Origin of the sequence: Glaciimonas sp. Gout2 (genome assembly GCF_035018905.1) — a bacterium.
Classification (GTDB): Bacteria; Pseudomonadota; Gammaproteobacteria; order Burkholderiales; family Burkholderiaceae_D; genus Glaciimonas.
The window spans coordinates 132,982-151,075 of sequence record NZ_JASJXA010000002.1 but is presented as its reverse complement, the minus strand read 5'-3'; the positions used below and the strand labels follow the sequence as shown (position 1 = coordinate 151,075).

The following is an 18,094-nucleotide window of genomic DNA, read 5'->3' as shown; positions in this document are numbered from 1 at the left end:
TGCCAAAACCCGCTAAAATCGCTCCTTTAGCGAAACTCACTTTGCTTTTTAGCAACCGGCCCTGCCGCATGGAGCAGCACAAAAAATAATGCTTACATTTCAACAAATTATTCTCAAATTGCAAGACTATTGGGGCGCTCAAGGTTGCGCGCTATTGCAACCTTACGACATGGAAGTCGGCGCTGGCACCTCGCACACCGCGACCTTTTTACGCGCTATTGGGCCAGAACCGTGGCGCGCTGCCTATGTGCAGCCATCACGTCGGCCTAAAGATGGTCGATACGGCAACAATCCTAATCGCATGCAACATTACTATCAATATCAGGTAGTGCTAAAACCTGCGCCAGAAAACATTCTCGATCTTTATCTCGGCTCGCTTGAGGCCCTCGGCCTTGATCTGCAAAAGAACGATGTCCGCTTCGTTGAGGATGACTGGGAAAATCCGACCTTGGGTGCATGGGGTCTGGGTTGGGAAGTCTGGCTGAACGGCATGGAAGTGACGCAATTCACCTATTTTCAGCAGGTCGGTGGTCTGGATTGCAAGCCTGTATTGGGCGAAATCACTTACGGCATTGAACGATTGGCAATGTATTTGCAAGGTGTCGAAAACGTCTACGATTTGGTCTGGACGGAATGGATCGAAAATGACGTCAAGAAGCATCTAAGCTATGGCGATGTCTTTCACCAAAATGAAGTCGAGCAATCGACTTACAACTTTGAGTATGCCGATACCGAATTCTTGTTCCCGCTATTTGGTAGCTACGAAGCACAGGCCAAGAAATTGCTAGCCGTGCCGCTGGCACTGCCAGCCTATGAAATGGTGTTAAAAGCGGCGCACACCTTCAATTTGCTGGATGCACGTGGCGCGATCTCAGTGACTGAGCGGGCTGCCTATATGGGCCGGATTCGCAACCTTTCACGCGAAGTCGCGAAGGCCTATTACGAATCGCGCGAAACACTCGGCTTTCCGATGTGGGAACTCAGCGAAAAAAATGCGCCGTTATTGTTAAAAGAATTTGGCGACGAGTACACCACGACGGTGGCACGCCGCGCAGGGAGTGAAGCAGCATGAGTTCTACCCTTTTAATCGAAATTTTTACTGAAGAATTGCCGCCAAAGGCGCTCGAAAAACTTGGTAACGCTTTCGCCAGCGGCATTTTTAATGGTCTGAAAGCGCGTGATTTTTTAAACACCGATGCCATCGCCACGACTTACGCGACGCCACGACGTCTCGCTGTCATTATCAGTAACGTCCGTGCAGTCTCGCTGGATAAGACCATGCGCGAGAAAGTGCTGCCGGTTTCAGTAGCACTCGACACACAAGGTCAGCCCAGCGTGCCGCTGATCAAAAAACTCGCCGCATTAGCTGCTGCGACCAACGCTGTACTGATCACGCCAGATCAACTGGAACGTGCCGTCGATGGCAAGGCCGAAAGCTTTTTCTACAGCTATACCGCGAAAGGTGCAGCGCTGGAAACTGGCTTGCAAGTCATTCTGGATGACACCGTTGCCAAATTGCCGATTCCGAAGCAAATGAGCTATCAGCTTCAGTACGGCCCGGCCGCTGGCGAAACAGTGCATTTCGTCCGTCCGGCACACCGTCTGATTGTCTTGCATGGCGACGCCGTGGTGCCGTTACGCTTGTTGGGACTGAACGCGGGTCGGATCACCGGCGGTCATCGCTTTTTGTCAAAAGGCGCTATCACGATTGCAAATGCAGAGAGCTACGTCGAAGTATTGGCAAGCCAAGGCAAGGTCATCGCCAGTTTCAGCCAACGCAAGGAACAAATCCGTACAGCGTTGCTGGCCGCAGCCGGTGGTGATCAAGTGTTGATGCCAGAATCGTTGCTGGATGAAGTGACCGCTCTGGTCGAATGGCCGGTGGTCTATCCATGCCATTTTGAAGACGAATATCTGACGGTTCCGCAGGAATGTCTGATCCTGACCATGCAAACCAATCAGAAATATTTTGCGCTGACTGATGCGACCGGCAAATTGCGTTCGCGCTTTTTGATCGTCTCGAATCTGGAAACTAAAGATCCGCAATACATTATTCAAGGCAATGAACGTGTGGTGCGACCGCGGCTTGCAGATGCCAAATTTTTCTTTGAGCAAGATCAGAAAAAAACCTTGGCAGATCGCGTACCGCTACTCGCCAACGTGGTGTATCACAACAAGCTGGGTAATCAGTTTGAACGCACACAACGCGTTCAGACAATCGCGGTTGCTATCGCCACCCTTCTCAGCTCTGATCCTCTGTTGGCAGTGCGTGCGGCCCGTGGTGCAGAACTAGCCAAAGCCGATTTACTGACCGATATGGTGGGCGAGTTCCCGGAACTGCAAGGCATTATGGGAACGTACTACGCGCGCCATGACGGCGAGGCAGATCAGGTTGCGCTGGCGATCTCGGAACATTATCAACCGCGCTTTGCAGGTGATGCGCTACCGACGACCGATACCAGTACCGCAGTTGCGCTTGCCGACAAACTGGAAACGCTGGTCGGTATCTGGGGTATCGGCTTACAACCAACCGGCGACAAAGATCCATTTGCGCTACGTCGCCACGCATTAGGCGTATTGCGCATGTTGCTCGAAAAACGTCTGCCGTTATCGTTACAACATTTGTTGCAAACGACAGCGGCTTCGTTCGCCGACAATGCTAACTTCAAAGATCCCGGCACAGATGTGCTGAGCTTCATGTACGACCGCTTGCGTGGCATATTGCGCGAGCGCGGATACGCACCGAACCAGATCGAAGCGGTTGTCGCGCAACAGCCTGATACGCTGACCAACATCATTGAACGCCTGGATGCTGTGCAGGCATTTGCAGCTTTACCGGAGGCCGAAGCATTGGCAGGGGCCAACAAGCGAATCACCAACATTCTGAAAAAGAATAATGTGGTCCAGACCGGTGCAGTACAAGCAAACTTATTACAGGACGCCGCAGAAAAAAATCTCGTAGCAGCGATGACCAATGTCAAACCGCAAGTCGATGCAGCCTTTGCCCAAGGCGATTTTGCTGGCGCACTGCAATCGCTCGCACGTTTACGATCCGAAGTTGACGCCTTTTTTAATGAGGTGATGGTGATGGCAGAAGACGAACAGTTGCGTAACAACCGTTTGGCGTTACTGTCCAATCTGCACCTGATGCTGAATCAGGTCGCTGACATCTCCAAGCTGGTTGCCTGAGATCAACATGGGACAGACAATCAAACTGATCATTCTTGACCGCGATGGCGTGATTAATCAAGATTCCGATGCCTTCATCAAGTCACCCGATGAATGGATTCCGATCAAAGGCTCGCTAGAAGCCATTGCGCGTCTGAATCAGGCGGGGTATCACGTCGTCGTGGCAACCAATCAATCGGGCGTTGCCCGTGGTTTGCTTAGCATGCAAACGCTGAATGAAATCCATCAAAAGATGCACAATGCGGCACAAATGGTCGGTGCAGAAATTGATGCGGTCTTCTTTTGCCCACATGCCGCTGAAGATAATTGCGACTGTCGCAAGCCGAAGCCAGGAATGTTTATCGACATTGCCAAACGTTTTGATATCAGTCTGCGTGGCGGCGTGCCCGTGATCGGCGACTCCCTGCGCGATTTACAAGCCGGTTTCGTAGCAGGATGCGCGCCGTTTTTGGTATTGACCGGCAAAGGTGAGACTACGCGAGAAAAAGGTGGCCTTCCCCCCGGGACCATGGTGTTTCCGGATTTAGCGGCGGTGGTCGATTTTCTATTGAAAAAGTCGGTAGAAATGTCGGTTTGAAGCACGTAATCTGAGCGCTGGAGTGGGGTACTCAAGTGACTCCAACATACCGCGCCTTTCAACCTGCTGATGGTATAGACATTCTGTGACAACGTTGATGGCTTTGGTTAAGGCTTAAGCTGGTTTGACGTTGCTGCGATTAATATTTTTGGAGTATGTATGCAGTTTTTCTTGTTTCTAAGGTCCGTGTTGTTCTTTGCGATCATGACTATCGCGACGGTTATATGGGCTATCGCCTGTCTTTTTTTCGCGCCCTTTCCTTACGCCAGAAGATATTATCTTACGTCACGCTGGAACGTCTTTATCATCTGGTTAGCGAAGGTAATTTGCGGCATTCATTATCAAATCAAAGGCGCTGAAAATTTTCCAGACGCCCCCGCTATCGTGCTATCCAAGCATCAGTCAGCGTGGGAAACCATTTTTTTACTGCCGATGACGCCGCGCCCGTTAGTGTTCGTCTTCAAGAAATCGCTTACCTACATTCCGTTCTTTGGTTGGGGCATTGCATTGTTGCGCATGATTCCTATTGATCGCAAAGGCCGTGATGCGTTCGCGCAAGTGGTTACGCAAGGACGCCGCCGTCTGGCCGATGGCCAGTGGATAATCATGTTTCCGGAAGGAACACGGATTCCTGTTGGTCAAAAAGGTAAGTATAAACACGGCGGCACACGGCTTGCCATCGAAACCAACTCGGTAGTCGTACCCATCGCCGTTAATGCGGGTGAGTGCTGGCCGAAGAACTCATTTATCAAAAAACCGGGGATGATTACTGTCTCAATTGGCAAACCGATCTCACCAGAAGGCCTAAATAGTGCCGAGATGATGGAAAAAGTTGAAAATTGGATAGAATCAGAGATGCGGGTCATTTCACCGCACGTCTACTCAAAGTAGCACGCCAGACCGTTGATCAGCATTGTTAACAATAACAGCCGCCAATCTTGAAATTTTTGCATCAAAAATCGAAACAACCGACGCCCGACCTTAAGCCGCATCTGCGGCCGCTGGTTTCTCTGCAGCAACCGCTCGCCCGCCAACTGGATCTGTTCAGTATCGAGCCGCCTCACGCAGATCAGGAATCAGAGGCCTCGACAAATCTGACAGTTGCGCCGATAACGCCGCCGGAATCGAAACGCATTCCATCACCGACTGTACCGGTATCACCGCCCGACATTCACACGTCGCTAATGCAGCTTCCGCTCGCTGCTGGCAAACGTCGCCTGCACATCGACGCGCACGTGCTGGACTACGCGCTACTGCGCTCTAAACGGCGTTCAATCGGTTTTGTGATTAGTGACGATGGTCTGCGGGTGACTGCGCCAAAGTGGGTCACGGTCGTTGAAATTGAAAGTGCCATTCGCGAAAAGAAACGTTGGATTTTTGCCAAACTCCACGAATACCGCGATCGCTCGGCACGTCGTCTGCAGCCACAAATGACATGGTGCGATGGTGAAACATTACCTTATCTTGGTAATGACATCACATTACGCATCCGCTCAACCCAAGTCGCCGGTATTGAATTCGATGCCGAAGCTGGTACATTAACGGTTTGCCTTCCTGTTGATGCCAGTGAGCAACAATTGAAAGATCGTGTGTTGGGCTGGTTGCAACTTGAAGCCAAACGCGTATTCGGTGAACGGCTTCCGTTGTACGCAAGCAAGCTGGGAGTGACCTACAAATCGTATGCGCTCTCGTCTGCCACCACGCAATGGGGCTCTTGCACCGCGGACGGCAAAATACGCCTGAACTGGCGACTGATGCACTTTGCCTTGCCGCTGATTGATTACGTGATCGCGCATGAATTAGCCCATCTCCGTGAAATGAATCACAGCCCGCGCTTTTGGGCGACAGTACAATCCATATTCCCAGAGTTTGAAACGGCTAGACGCACACTACGCGATAGTGCACAAGAAACGTTACCTATTTTTTAAGCTACGGATGTTAGGTCTAAAATTCGGATATTGAAAATTCGTTTACCATCAGCATCTGTTATCTGGAATCATCTCTAAAGTCGTCACTCAACGCAGTACGTAAATGCGGCATTAAAAGAGGGATACTATTACCCTCCGCATGCTCTAAGCATTTCCCTTCCCACTACCGAGAAAATTTATGCTACTCCTACACACTATGCTGCGCGTCGGCAACCTGCAACGTTCTATCGATTTTTACACCAAAGTGCTCGGCATGAAATTGCTGCGTACCAACGATAACCCTGAATATAAATACACACTTGCTTTCGTCGGTTATGGCACCAATCCGGACCACGCAGAATTAGAATTGACCTACAACTACGGAGTCGATAGTTATGAACAAGGCACGGCTTACGGCCATATTGCTTTAGCCGTTGAAGACGTGCATAAGGCTTGCGCGGATGTCAAATTGCAAGGTGGCAATGTTACCCGCGAAGCAGGCCCGGTCAAAGGTGGCACAACCAATATCGCGTTCGTACAAGACCCGGACGGCTATAAAATTGAGTTAATTGAGCGCAAACCCGGCCATTGGCCGAATGCAAAGCTATAACGCGGTATAGCAGTCCGCCCCAATGTCTTTTACTTCATTCGGTTCGCAAGGCCAACGAACAGTTCCATTGAAACAGTTTCAGGTCTTGCTTGCGGGTCGATACCGGCATCGATCAGATCATTTTCGGTAAACATCCCCGAAAGACTGTTACGAATCACCTTGCGACGCTGGGTAAAAGCTTTTAACACCACATCTTCCAGCTTCTGTTGATCACACGCCAAGGGCTCTGCAATCGGAATCATACGCACAATTGCAGACTCAACGCGTGGCGGTGGATCAAATGCTGTCGGAGGTACGATAAACATTAATTGCATTTTGTAGCGCCACTGCAGCATCACAGAAAGTCGACCAAACGTTTTGCTGCCGGGCTCTGCCACCATCCGCTGGACAACTTCTTTTTGCAACATAAAATGCTGATCCTGGACCAAAGGGGCGATCTCAGTCAATTGGAATAGCAGTGGACTTGAAATGTTGTACGGCAAATTGCCAACCACACGCAGTTTGCCCTCACCCACCAATGGAATGCTACTGAAATCAAATTTCAATGCATCTGCGGAATGCACATGAAGACGGGCAGGATCGAAAGTTTTTTCCAGCCGCGTCACCAAATCTCGATCCAGTTCGACCACGTGCAACTGCTTTAACGATTTGAGCAGCAAACTGGTCATCGCCGCCAAACCAGGCCCAATCTCAACCATGTTGTCATCTGCTTGTGGTGCTATTGCACTGATGATGTCGGTCAATACCTGCTTGTCAGTGAGAAAATTTTGGCCGAAGCGCTTACGTGCGATATGTTTCATGTTATGGGTGCAATACGCTGATCAAAGGTAATACTAATAAGGTGATGGGATTCTGTGCCGAGTGGCTGAAAAAATCTCGCACAAAAAAATAAATGCCGCATTTTTTTTACACTATTGCGGAGTGCATTCGGCAATCCACTTTGGACGGCGATGATGATTCTTTATCCCTCTGGATTATGCAACGGCACTTTTAAGGGCGTATAAAACTAAGTTATTCTGCCGTGCTAACGCTAAGGCCCACGGCGTCGGAAGTGGCAGTCGCGCGCACCATCTGAGCCGCAGAATGCAGCGCAGCCAGCATACTGCCATGATCCGCTTTGCCTAATCCCGCAGCCGCTAAGTCAAGAGCGGTTCCGTGATCGACCGACGTCCGAATGATGGGTAAGCCAAGCGTAATATTAATGCCGTGCCCAAAGCTGGCATATTTGAGGACTGGCAAACCTTGGTCGTGATACATCGCCAACACGCAATCTGCCTGATCCAGATACTTTTGCTGAAACAGTGTGTCGGCCGGATAAGGGCCACTGACCAGCATTCCTTTAGCCTTTGCTGCCGCCAATACCGGTGTGATGATCTCAATTTCTTCACGTCCGAGGTAACCGCCCTCACCCGCATGCGGATTAAGCCCAGTTACCATAATACGCGGCTGCGCTATACCAAATTTGGTTTGTAAATCGTGGTACAAAATATCTAACGTGCGGCTCAAACTGTCTGTAGTAATCGCCGCAGCCACGTCCTTCAACGCCAGATGCGTAGTCGCTAAGGCAACCCGCAACGGCGGCGTGGTGCGATCAGTCGCCAGCATCATCACTACTTGCGCTGTACCGGTTTTTTCTGCCAGGTATTCGGTATGACCGGTGAAATGAACGCCAGCATCGTTGATAGTGCTCTTTTGCAGAGGCGCAGTGACGATACCGTCAAAGCTTTTTGCGGCGGCACCTGCAATCGCGATATCCAGCGTCTTTAAGATGGCGCGACCGTTACGCGGATCAAGTTTGCCCGGCTGCACATGCACGCTAAAAGGCGAGTCAATCACAGCAATACGATCTGGACCAAAATTGGGCAAACCGCTAAAAAGAAAGGCCTGCTCCGAGAGCGCAACCAATTTAATCGCCGGATCAATCTCAGCCGCGATCATCGCTAAAAAAGCAGCGTCACCTATAAGAACGCTATTGATGTCAGCCCGCAATTCCCACGCCGCCTTGATAGAAATCTCAGGCCCGACGCCAGCTGGCTCGCCGCAGGTGATCGCGAGGATAGGACGACGCGCATTAGCGCTAGGGGATAGTGTTGCGGTACTAACAAATTTTTGATCTGTCATTGAATGGTCAATAAGTAAGTCATTACGATCATGCCGGTTTTACTTGAGTTTTACTTGAGTTGCATTTGAGTTGAGCTTGTTACCCCGCGCACTCACAGGAAGTCTCGATGCGCGCGGGGCTAACGATCAATTATTATCTTCGGTACGGTATTCAACATAAGCGCGATCGCGTAGCTCACGCAACCAGTCATTGGTAGCTTCTTCCGTTTTTCGGTCACGAATGGCAGCACGGGCCGCGAGTCGCTTACGATCAGCCGAAACAGTGTCGGTTTTGCGTTCCAACACCTGAATCAGGTGATAACCGAAAGGTGTTTCAATCGGCTCACTAATTTGTCCGGGTTTCAAAGCGTCCATGGCGCGCTGAAATTCAGGTACCGTGTCGCCAGGATAAATCCAACCAAGATCGCCACCTTTAGATGCTGACAGATCATTTGAGTAGAGTTTTGCCAGATCCTCAAATTTCGCAGCATGATTATCCAGACGATCTTTTAATTCAAGCAAGCGCTTTTTCGCTTCTGCAGCGGAAACTGTTGGCGTAACCTTGATCAAAATATGGCGCGCATGCGTTTGCTCAACTGGCGCAGCGGCTGGTTTTTCAACATTGGTAGCAGCACGTTTGTCGTTAAGTCGGATGACGTAAAATCCGTTTGCACTCTGCAAGATAGGTGAGACCTGTCCTGGCGTCAGCGTGGCGGCTGCATCAAGAAACATTTTTGGCAAACGATCCTGTGAACGCCATCCCAGTTCTCCACCGGTCAATGCATCGGGTGCATCAGAGTAGGTTGCCGCAATTTTGCCAAAATTTCCGCCTGATTTAAGTTGCTGCAAGACCTCTTCAGCACGCTTGCGTCGGGCGCTGACTTGCGCTGGCGAGGCATTTTCTGGTACCCGCACTAAAATTTGCGCCAGGTTTAACTCCTGCTGCGCTTGTTGCGATTGCTTGTTGCTAGCTTCAGCGATCATGTAATTGTCGACTTCTGATTCGGTAATTTGAATCTTGTTGTCGACTTCCCGCTCACGTAAACGTTGTAGCAAAATTTCGCGGCGAATGTCATCTCGAAAAGCAGGATACGGAATATTGTCATGAACCAATTGCTTGCGGAAGTCGCTCATGGACAGCTTGTTTTGTTCCGCAATACGGCCAATGGCAGCATCCAGCATTTTGTCATCAACTGACAAGCCTAATTCTTTGGCTGCCTGCACTTGTGCGCGCTCAAGAATCAGGCGCTCCAACAGTTGTTTTTGCAATTCAGCCGGTGGCGGTGCTTCGATACCCTGACTTTTCATCCGTTGAATCACATCCTTCAGGCGTAAGGCTAATTCCTGACGCGTGATAACTTCGTTGTTAACGACCGCCACGATGACATCGATAGTCTGCGGAGTATTGGCCGTTGTTGCTCTCGAAGCGGGCGCAGTTGAGGGCGCTGGCGCCGTGTCAGAAGTAGTTGGTGAGGCCATGACGGGCGGACTTGATGGGCTCGCCGCTGGCTTTTGTGCCCACGCACTGGATGTGACGCTAAACAGCATTGCCACAATGATCGAGGCTAGCTGCAGCTTATTGGAGTGATTGGACTGATTGGTTTTGCGCATAGTGATGAGAGCATTCATATATAAGTATGACGGATTCAATTACTGATGATCTTGTCTGGTTGATTTACATTCTGATAACCTGGGATGCTGCCTTTTAACGCCTGCATCGGATTAGAGCCGAGTTTTGTCAATCCATTCAATTCAAGCTGGAAAAATAATGCCGAGCTAGTCTGTGCCGTAGACGTCGGTGTGCGCTGCGCTACTACGCGGAAAACCCAACAATCCGCTTTGTACTCTATTCCGATCAGCCCCTCAGCGACCCGACGATCCTGAAGCGAGTAGTTGATACGACCAACACCATACCAGCGTTTAGCTATCGGCCACTGCGCCGAGAGATCAACCTGCTTCAATATCTCGTTATTATTGAGAGCAACATCTGCCGGAGTACGATCCAGACGGTAAGCCAGATTAATCACTTCTTTAGGCGCGGGCTGCCAGCGCATACTGAAGTTTGCACGCTGAACGGTGTTAATACTTTGACTGTATTGGAGGTTACTATCTATCCCTAAAGTGCGCGTGAGTTGACCACTGGCTCCAAGTAATAAATCAGAGCGACTATTGACAACACTGTTATCTAAAGATACCAACGGTGGTGTGAAATAAAAGCGCTGACCGACTGCCAAGCGCAAACGCTCAATGCCACTTTCTTCGATAAAGCGGGAGGTGATTGCTGTGGTTAGCTGATTTGCATCACCAATACGATCATGGCCGGAAAAGCTGTTTTCAGTAAAAATCTGCGCAAAATTAAAGTCTGATACGCCTGTGTCGAACAGCGGATAGTTATTTTGATCTTTGTACGGCGTGCGCACGTAAAACATCCGCGGCTCCAACGTTTGTGTCACGGCATTACCAAACAATTTAGCCTCACGTTCAAACGTCAGACCACCATCGAGAGAGAACGTCGGCAAGACACGGCTAAAACTCGTCGGCGAACCCGGCACCACATCCGTGAGGCTGTACGACGTCGCATCCAATTGAAGTTTTGGTGTCAAAAAATAACTTGCACCAATAATCGGATAGGAAATCTGCGGATTAATGTAAAGACGATCACCCTCACCCGGCAATTGTATGGTCTTTGGCACATCGTAAGAACTATTCTTAAATCGGGTGTATTGCGCATTCACAGACCAGTCAAATCCACCGACATCCTGACGACTGAAGTTGTAACTCACTTGCGGCAGCCGGTCATATGGACGCACGATCAATGGATTCCCGTTAGCGTCATAATCTTGCAAAACCTGGTAACGCGATGCCACCGCGGACACGTTGCCATATGCGCCACCGTAGGTCAGGTCTAATTCACGGTTCAACAAGCGTTGTGCACTTTGCGTAATCGACCGAGAGAAATCATCCGGATATTGATTGTCGGATGCATAGTTGACATTCCATCCCAAGCCAAAGCCACCACCCAAGGTCTGCGTATGATTCGATTGAATCGCATAGCGATTGGTCTTGGTCAACAGATCATTCGGCAGATATTCGAGTTTGGTTATCCCGCTGTATGTATCGCCAAGATAACGTCCTTCCAGGCCCAACTGCACACCGCGTTTGGTAATCACATTCGGGGTGAACGTCAAGTCTCGGTTGGGCGCGATATTAAAGTAATACGGCATACTGACTTCGAACCCGCCCGTGCTGGTGGCGCCAATCGTCGGCGGCAAAAATCCGGATTGACGGTCGCTTGACAGGGGGAAGGATAAAATAGGTGAGGCCAGAATCGGCACATCTTTAAAATACAGCACTCCACCATGGGCTAAACCTTCGCCACGACCGCTGTCGATATCCATGGTACTGGACTTAATGTACCAATCAGGGTTAGTACCGGGACAAGTCGTGTACGTGCCCGTAATCGCTCTAGCGTGATCTTCATCCTGAAAATCATAACGTTCAGCGGTGCCGTGACCTCCGTTTATCCCAAATTTATACGTCGGTTGCGTCAAAAATCCCTGCCCCGAATCCATATTTAGCTTGAGATCGTTTCCAGTATATTCGTCTCCGTAACGATTCATGCGCACGCAACCGTGGGCTTCGACTTCGTTTTCGATGATCCGGTAAGTCCCCTTGTCGGATTTAACTTCTGTCTGACCACGTGTTAGATCAACATCGTTGTCGAGATTCAACACCCGATCAGGACGTCCCGTCATCTGCTCGGCCTCCACCGTCGTTGGCAAATTGCTCTCATCGACGCGCGGCTGCCGGACCAATGTGGTTTGCGCCACCGCTGCCGACGACACAAATATTGGCACTGAAGAAGCTAGTACTGAGGCAATCAGCCATGCGAGACGTCGCATACGCGGCAAGGGCAACCGCACCATCTGGTGTTTCCGCATGGCCACATGCCCACGAAAAGGCGAGCGAAGTGGAGGCGACAGCAAGGATTGCGGCGACGATTGTGAAAGGGATACTGATGAAAACCGTGTCAAGAAATGCATTGAGCAAACGCCATCGTAGGGATTTTTTAAAATTAATCCCTTATTATATGGGAACTGACTACCTACAACCGTATTCCTGGACTGCTTAATGACATCACCTGAATTATCGCCTCAATCTACGCCGCCAAGCACGCCCTCTTTAACTTCCGCTACACCGGATGTGCGCCTGACACAAATAATTGACTGGTTATCAACTTTAGTTGACCATCCTACTCTGGCGGAGTCGATCCGCCCTGCATCTGCTGACGCCAGTTTCAGACGATATTTCCGCATTGATGCTGCTAATTCAGGCGATGCTAAAACCTTGATAGTGATGGATGCACCTCAACCGCAAGAGGACGTGCGCCCATTTATTTCAATTGCCGCCCTATTTCATAATGCGGGCATGTCAACGCCGGACATTCTGGCGCAGGACGTTGAGCGCGGTTTTTTGTTGTTATCCGACCTCGGCCCGACAACTTATTTGCAACAACTCAATGATGAGAAAGCTGACCCTAACGCGCTCTATCTGGATGCAATTGATGCATTAGTTACAATGCAAACGCATAGCAAACCAGATGTTCTGCCAGAATATGACCGCGCTTTTTTATCAAAAGAATTACACATATTTTCTGAGTGGTACATCGGCAAGCATTTAAATGTCACATTGACCACAGAGCAAAGCGCTAGCCTCGATGGCGTCTTCAATGTCATTCTGGCCAACAATATGGCGCAACCGCAAGTCTACGTACACCGCGATTATCACTCACGCAACTTAATGGTATTGCCCAACGGCAATCCTGGCGTACTAGACTTTCAAGGTGCGCTGTACGGGCCCATCACGTATGACCTGGCTTCGTTGTTCCGCGATGTCTATCGCTCCTGGGACGAAGCACAGGTACTCGATTGGGTCATCCGTTATTGGGAACGTGCCAAACGCGTCGGCTTACCGGTTGCCCCTGATATCGACACCTTTTATCGGGATTTTGAATACATCGGCTTACAGCGTCATCTAAAAATTCTCGGATTATTTGCGCGCTTGAATTATCGCGATGGAAAGCCGGAATACATGCAACACATTCCGCAGGTTATGGACTATGTCCGAAAAGCGGCATTGCGCTATCGCGAATTGATTCCCCTGGTTCGCTTGATTGATAAACTGGAAGACACGCCACAGAAAATTGGCTATACGTTCTAAACCAGTATTTTTAAACCAGTTCAACCACTATTTTTTGTTGAATATATTGACGTATAAATACGCTAACAAAATAACTGAGACACCGAGCATTCCATGAAAGCAATGATTTTTGCCGCCGGTCGCGGAGAGCGCATGCGCCCGCTGACCGATACCACCCCCAAGCCGCTTTTAAAAGTCCGCGGCCGTCCACTCATCGTCTGGCATATCGTCAATCTGGTGCGCGCGGGCATCACCGACATCATTATTAATCACGCTCACCTGGGCCAATTAATTGAAGATACCATCGGTGATGGCAGCAAATACGGTGCCAAAATCACCTATTCAGCCGAAGGCACAGCGCTGGAGACCGCCGGCGCCGTCGCGAAGGCCCGCCATTTGCTCGGCGATGCGGCATTTGTCGCAGTCTCCGCCGACATTTACTGCCCTTACTTTAATTTTGAACAGGTTAAAACTACGTTAGAAGATAACGACTTATGGGGCGTTCCCCACCCGATTGAAACCCGCGATGTAGCATGGTTATATCTGGTAAAAAATCCGGCGCATCATCCCGAAGGAGACTTTGTAGTCAACAGCTTTTCAGTCTCCAATAAAGGAAACGAAGGCGAACCGCGCTTCACTTATTCCGGCATCGGCGTCTTCCGTCCGATGATGTTCGATTCCATTGCTGCGGGCGAATTCGGAAAACTGGCACCAATATTGCGGCAATATGCTGATCTCAACCAAATCGGTGGAGAGGTGTATCGTGGAGACTGGACGGATGTTGGCACTATCGCGCGGCTGGAGCAATTGAACGCACCGTTGTAAACACATTTTGTAAAAAAGGCCGCAATTTCCAGGCGGCTGCCGCAAGCATTCGTAGCAACGATTTGTTGCAACGATTTGTTGCAACATTAAGATCAGCATCAAATGACCGGTACTTCCCGACATAGCGCGCATCATCGACATTAACTCAAACGCAAGGATGCACATGACCCCTTACTCCACACGACGTGCCCAGCTAATCGCCCTGATGCAAGCCAAGGGTGGTGGCGTCGCGATCATTCCGACTGCACCTGAAGTCATGCGCAACCGCGATGCCGACTATCCTTATCGCCACGACAGCTATTTCTATTATCTGTCAGGCTTTATGGAGCCGGAAGCGGTCGTCGTGCTAATCGCGGGAGAGCATCCAAAAGCCATTTTATTTTGCCGTGAAAAAAATCTGGAACGCGAAATCTGGGATGGCGTCCGTTATGGTCCTGTTGCTGCACGCGAAAAATTTGGCTTTGATGCCACATTTCCGATCGAATCGCTGTCCACTGAAATGCCAAAACTGTTGGCCGATACGCCCTCCGTTTTTTATGCACTTGGCCATCAGAGCGAATACGATGAAAAACTGCAAGGTTGGTTAGGCAGCGTGCGTGCCATGGGTCGCGCCGGGGTTGTTGCCCCGTCTGCCATCCATAACGTTCAGGTATTGATGGACGAAATGCGCTTGTTCAAAGACGCCGATGAAATCGCCTTGATGCGACGGGCCGGTGAGATTTCCGCTGAAGGTCATTGTCGCGCCATGCGATTCTCCGGACCTGGTTTGCGCGAATACGAACTTGAAGCAGAATTGCTCCACGAATTCCGTCGCCAGGGGTCGCAATATCCCGCCTACGGATCGATTGTCGCTACCGGCGCTAATGCTTGCGTCCTGCACTACCGCGCCAGCGATGCGATCCTGAAAGACGGCGATCTGGTTCTCATTGATGCTGGCTGCGAATTCGATAGCTATGCGGGTGATATTACGCGCACTTTTCCTGCAAACGGCATCTTCTCCGGCCCGCAAAAAGAACTCTACGAGATTGTGCTGGCCTCGCAAAATGCTGCCATTGAAGTTACGCGTCCGGGCAAGCATTTTATGGACGGTCATGACGCCGCCGTTCGCGTACTGGCACAAGGCATGCTGGATACAGGACTGCTCAACAAAAACAAAGTCGGGTCACTGGATGACGTCATTACCAACGGTGATTTCAGGCAATTTTATATGCATCGCACCGGTCATTGGCTGGGCATGGATGTGCACGATGTCGGCGAATATCGCGACCTGGATGCGTCAATCGCTGAAGGCGAACCGAAACCCTGGCGTGGTTTGCAACCCGGCATGGTGACCACTATCGAACCGGGTATTTATGTGCGACCGGCAGAAGGCGTTCCAGAAAAATACTGGAACATCGGCATCCGGATTGAAGACGATGCTTTAATCACCAACACGGGCTGCGAACTCATGACCACTGGCGCACCACGCACTGTTGCTGATATCGAAGCGCTGATGCGGAAATAACCACCTGATAATGACAGACAACACACATATACCGCTGCATACAGACATCGCCATTTGTGGAGCCGGTCCGGTTGGCGTCACACTCGCCGCCCTGTTAATCAAGCGCGGCGTCGCACCGGATCGCATTGCCCTGATCGATGGAAAAACCATTGATCAGGCGCGCCTTGATCCACGCGCAATTGCCCTCTCGTATGGCAGCCGTCAAATTCTGGAAGATGTCCGCGCGTGGCCGTTAGCGGCGACCGCGATTCATCAAATCCATGTTTCGCGTCGGGGGCATTTCGGCCGCACGCTCATTGAGCGCGCCGACTATCAAATACCGGCATTAGGCTACGTTTGCCGTTATGGCGATTTGATTACGACATTGACCGCGTTACCCGAATTACATGGTATTACTTTGCTGCGTCCAGTTCAGGTCAGCGCCAGCAACGAACAAAGCGACGGTGTCACCATCACATTATCGGATGGTCGCGTGCTGCGCAGCAAGATAATGGTGCAGGCTGAGGGCGGATTGTTTGGCGCGCAAACGAACAAAGAATTACAACGTGATTACGATCAGATCGCTATTGTCGCGCACGTGCAAACCAGTGCGCCTGTTCCACATCGCGCATTTGAGCGCTTCACCGATCAAGGGCCGCTGGCGCTTTTGCCGCAAGATGATGGCTACGCGTTGGTCTGGTGCGTACGTCCTGATAACGCTGCGAAATTGCTCACGCTGCCTGATGAACTATTTCTGAAAGCACTTGAAAATGCTTTTGGCGGTCGAGTCGGACACTTCATTCGTATGTCGTCTCGCAATAGTTTCCCCCTGGGCTTAAATGCCCATCCCGCCACTTCAGTACACACGGTCGCCATTGGCAATGCCGCACAAACACTGCATCCCGTCGCTGGCCAAGGTCTTAATCTGGGCTTGCGCGACGCAGCCGTCCTGGCGAAATTGTTGGCGCAAGAAGTTTCACCTTTAACGTTGGAGAAATTTTCTAACAGTAGAAAAACCGATCGCAGCATGACGATTCATATGACCGACCTGATGGCAAGGGTTTTTGCCAGTGCACCACAAGGCGCACTCTCGCAAACACTACTCGGGTTATCACTAGGTCTTGTAGACGCAATCAAGCCAGCGAAAAATATGCTGGCTGAGCAGATGATGTTTGGGCGGCGTTGAGATCAATTTGAGCGTTTTAATCGGCATCTGATAAATTTATTAAATGCCGATCTGCGTGTCTGGCAACTCAGACCAAGATCATCGATTCATTACCTGACACATGACATGACCATGTGCTTACTCAAATAATGCTCAGCGGAGCAAACGATTTAACCAAATCGTCCAAAGCCTTAAGTTGTAGCAGGAAAGGCTCCAACTTATCGAGAGGTAATGCGCTTGGTCCATCACATTTAGCCGAGTCGGGATCTGGATGCGCCTCTAAAAAAAGACCCGCAAGCCCGGTAGCCAGACCAGCGCGAGCCAACTCAGCAACTTGCTGACGCCGACCGCCTGAAGCGGCTCCCATCGGATCGCGCTGCTGTAGTGCATGCGTCACATCGAAGATAATCGGCAGATCATTGCAGACCTTTTTCATAACACCAAAACCTAGCATATCCACCACCAGATTATCATATCCAAAACAGGTACCGCGATCACATAAGATGAGTTGATCGTTACCTGCTTCTTTAAATTTTTCGACGATGTTAGCCACTTGCGTTGGACTCAAAAATTGTGGCTTCTTAATATTGATCACCCGCCCGGTCTTCGCTAACGCGACCACCAGATCGGTTTGGCGCGCCAGAAAAGCCGGCAACTGCAATACATCAACAACTTCCGCCAAGGGTGCTGCTTGCCACGATTCATGCACGTCAGTGATGATAGGTACGCCAAAGGTCGACTTGACTGCTTCGAATATCTTTAGCCCCTCTTCAAGCCCCGGACCGCGGTAAGAGTGAATCGAAGAGCGATTAGCTTTATCGAAACTAGCTTTAAATACGAACGGAATACCAAGCTTCTGGGTGACACGGACGTATTCCTCACAAGTACGCAAGGCAAAATCTTTTGATTCGAGGACGTTGATCCCACCGAATAAAACAAACGGCGCAGCATTGTCCACATCAATAATGTTATTAATTTTAATCATCAGAACCTTTGTAGATTTTTTAAAGGCACAAAATACAACTATTATTTTGCACCG

General features: G+C 50.2%; 16 protein-coding genes. 11 read left to right on the top strand and 5 right to left on the bottom strand.

What is annotated here, in order from left to right:
* The first annotated feature begins 88 nt into the window (after positions 1-88).
* The 6 genes from glyQ to gloA all read left to right on the top strand — a co-directional run bounded on the left by glyQ (position 89) and on the right by gloA (position 6,283).
* The gene (gene glyQ / locus QN379_RS03160) at positions 89-1,072 is read left to right on the top strand and encodes a glycine--tRNA ligase subunit alpha (RefSeq protein WP_322232749.1); all 984 of its coding nucleotides are present in this window, start codon (positions 89-91) and stop codon (positions 1,070-1,072) included.
* Entirely contained in the window at positions 1,069-3,189 is a 2,121-nt protein-coding gene (gene glyS / locus QN379_RS03155) for a glycine--tRNA ligase subunit beta (protein WP_322232751.1), read from the top strand. The genes glyQ and glyS overlap by 4 nt, the downstream gene beginning before the upstream one ends.
* 19 nt (positions 3,190-3,208) lie before the next feature.
* The gene (gene gmhB, locus QN379_RS03150) at positions 3,209-3,766 is read left to right on the top strand and encodes a D-glycero-beta-D-manno-heptose 1,7-bisphosphate 7-phosphatase (protein ID WP_322240185.1); all 558 of its coding nucleotides are present in this window, start codon (positions 3,209-3,211) and stop codon (positions 3,764-3,766) included.
* A 159-nt stretch (positions 3,767-3,925) separates the two neighbouring features.
* On the top strand, positions 3,926-4,657 hold the full coding sequence (locus tag QN379_RS03145) for a lysophospholipid acyltransferase family protein (protein WP_322232753.1): 732 nt from the start codon (positions 3,926-3,928) through the stop codon (positions 4,655-4,657).
* A 47-nt stretch (positions 4,658-4,704) separates the two neighbouring features.
* Positions 4,705-5,694 (top strand): SprT family zinc-dependent metalloprotease, encoded by a 990-nt coding sequence (locus QN379_RS03140; protein ID WP_322232755.1) that lies wholly within the window; start codon positions 4,705-4,707, stop codon positions 5,692-5,694.
* Positions 5,695-5,872: 178 nt separating this feature from the next.
* Positions 5,873-6,283 carry a lactoylglutathione lyase gene (gloA, locus tag QN379_RS03135; RefSeq protein ID WP_322232757.1) on the top strand — a complete coding sequence of 137 codons (411 nt, stop codon included), beginning with the start codon at positions 5,873-5,875 and terminating at the stop codon, positions 6,281-6,283.
* 29 nt (positions 6,284-6,312) lie between these two features.
* Here gloA and rsmA read toward each other — a convergent pair whose 3' ends face one another.
* From rsmA to QN379_RS03120, 3 genes are all read right to left on the bottom strand, one after another.
* Entirely contained in the window at positions 6,313-7,083 is a 771-nt protein-coding gene (rsmA, locus tag QN379_RS03130) for a 16S rRNA (adenine(1518)-N(6)/adenine(1519)-N(6))-dimethyltransferase RsmA (RefSeq protein ID WP_322232760.1), read from the bottom strand.
* Between the two features lie 211 nt (positions 7,084-7,294).
* Positions 7,295-8,404, bottom strand: a complete 1,110-nt coding sequence (pdxA, locus tag QN379_RS03125; RefSeq protein WP_323505971.1) for a 4-hydroxythreonine-4-phosphate dehydrogenase PdxA — start codon at positions 8,402-8,404, stop codon at positions 7,295-7,297.
* A gap of 126 nt (positions 8,405-8,530) precedes the next feature.
* The gene (locus QN379_RS03120) at positions 8,531-9,763 is read right to left on the bottom strand and encodes a peptidylprolyl isomerase (protein ID WP_416348515.1); all 1,233 of its coding nucleotides are present in this window, start codon (positions 9,761-9,763) and stop codon (positions 8,531-8,533) included.
* Between the two features lies 1 nt (position 9,764).
* Between QN379_RS03120 and QN379_RS23635 the strand changes: the two genes are divergently transcribed.
* Positions 9,765-9,971 (top strand): hypothetical protein, encoded by a 207-nt coding sequence (locus QN379_RS23635; RefSeq protein WP_416348514.1) that lies wholly within the window; start codon positions 9,765-9,767, stop codon positions 9,969-9,971.
* Positions 9,972-10,029: 58 nt separating this feature from the next.
* On the opposite strand, the gene QN379_RS03115 is transcribed toward QN379_RS23635, so the two are convergent.
* Complete coding sequence (locus tag QN379_RS03115; RefSeq protein ID WP_322232765.1) at positions 10,030-12,324, bottom strand: LPS-assembly protein LptD; 2,295 nt, start codon at positions 12,322-12,324, stop codon at positions 10,030-10,032.
* A 190-nt stretch (positions 12,325-12,514) separates the two neighbouring features.
* Between QN379_RS03115 and QN379_RS03110 the strand changes: the two genes are divergently transcribed.
* From QN379_RS03110 to QN379_RS03095, 4 genes are all read left to right on the top strand, one after another.
* Positions 12,515-13,603 carry an aminoglycoside phosphotransferase family protein gene (locus QN379_RS03110; RefSeq protein ID WP_323505969.1) on the top strand — a complete coding sequence of 363 codons (1,089 nt, stop codon included), beginning with the start codon at positions 12,515-12,517 and terminating at the stop codon, positions 13,601-13,603.
* A 93-nt stretch (positions 13,604-13,696) separates the two neighbouring features.
* A complete protein-coding gene (gene murU / locus QN379_RS03105) occupies positions 13,697-14,407 on the top strand; it encodes an N-acetylmuramate alpha-1-phosphate uridylyltransferase MurU (protein WP_322232769.1) in 711 nt (236 codons plus the stop codon).
* A gap of 163 nt (positions 14,408-14,570) precedes the next feature.
* Complete coding sequence (locus tag QN379_RS03100) at positions 14,571-15,911, top strand: aminopeptidase P N-terminal domain-containing protein (RefSeq protein ID WP_323505968.1); 1,341 nt, start codon at positions 14,571-14,573, stop codon at positions 15,909-15,911.
* 10 nt (positions 15,912-15,921) lie between these two features.
* Positions 15,922-17,076: a UbiH/UbiF/VisC/COQ6 family ubiquinone biosynthesis hydroxylase gene (locus tag QN379_RS03095; protein WP_323505967.1), complete on the top strand. Its 1,155-nt coding sequence runs from the start codon at positions 15,922-15,924 to the stop codon at positions 17,074-17,076.
* Between the two features lie 121 nt (positions 17,077-17,197).
* Here the strand turns inward: QN379_RS03095 and kdsA are convergent, their stop codons facing one another.
* Positions 17,198-18,040 (bottom strand): 3-deoxy-8-phosphooctulonate synthase, encoded by an 843-nt coding sequence (gene kdsA / locus QN379_RS03090; protein WP_322232774.1) that lies wholly within the window; start codon positions 18,038-18,040, stop codon positions 17,198-17,200.
* Positions 18,041-18,094: the final 54 nt, after the last annotated feature.

Excerpts from the sequence above, each read along its gene's own strand:
- glyQ (WP_322232749.1), top strand. The coding sequence starts at position 89 with ATGCTTACATTTCAACAAATTATTCTCAAATTGCAAGACTATTGGGGC.
- glyS (WP_322232751.1), top strand. The coding sequence starts at position 1,069 with ATGAGTTCTACCCTTTTAATCGAAATTTTTACTGAAGAATTGCCGCCA.
- QN379_RS03145 (WP_322232753.1), top strand. The coding sequence starts at position 3,926 with ATGCAGTTTTTCTTGTTTCTAAGGTCCGTGTTGTTCTTTGCGATCATG.
- gloA (WP_322232757.1), top strand. The coding sequence starts at position 5,873 with ATGCTACTCCTACACACTATGCTGCGCGTCGGCAACCTGCAACGTTCT.
- rsmA (WP_322232760.1), bottom strand. The coding sequence starts at position 7,083 with ATGAAACATATCGCACGTAAGCGCTTCGGCCAAAATTTTCTCACTGAC.
- pdxA (WP_323505971.1), bottom strand. The coding sequence starts at position 8,404 with ATGACAGATCAAAAATTTGTTAGTACCGCAACACTATCCCCTAGCGCT.
- QN379_RS23635 (WP_416348514.1), top strand. The coding sequence starts at position 9,765 with ATGACATCGATAGTCTGCGGAGTATTGGCCGTTGTTGCTCTCGAAGCG.
- QN379_RS03115 (WP_322232765.1), bottom strand. The coding sequence starts at position 12,324 with ATGCGGAAACACCAGATGGTGCGGTTGCCCTTGCCGCGTATGCGACGT.
- QN379_RS03110 (WP_323505969.1), top strand. The coding sequence starts at position 12,515 with ATGACATCACCTGAATTATCGCCTCAATCTACGCCGCCAAGCACGCCC.
- murU (WP_322232769.1), top strand. The coding sequence starts at position 13,697 with ATGAAAGCAATGATTTTTGCCGCCGGTCGCGGAGAGCGCATGCGCCCG.
- QN379_RS03100 (WP_323505968.1), top strand. The coding sequence starts at position 14,571 with ATGACCCCTTACTCCACACGACGTGCCCAGCTAATCGCCCTGATGCAA.
- QN379_RS03095 (WP_323505967.1), top strand. The coding sequence starts at position 15,922 with ATGACAGACAACACACATATACCGCTGCATACAGACATCGCCATTTGT.
- kdsA (WP_322232774.1), bottom strand. The coding sequence starts at position 18,040 with ATGATTAAAATTAATAACATTATTGATGTGGACAATGCTGCGCCGTTT.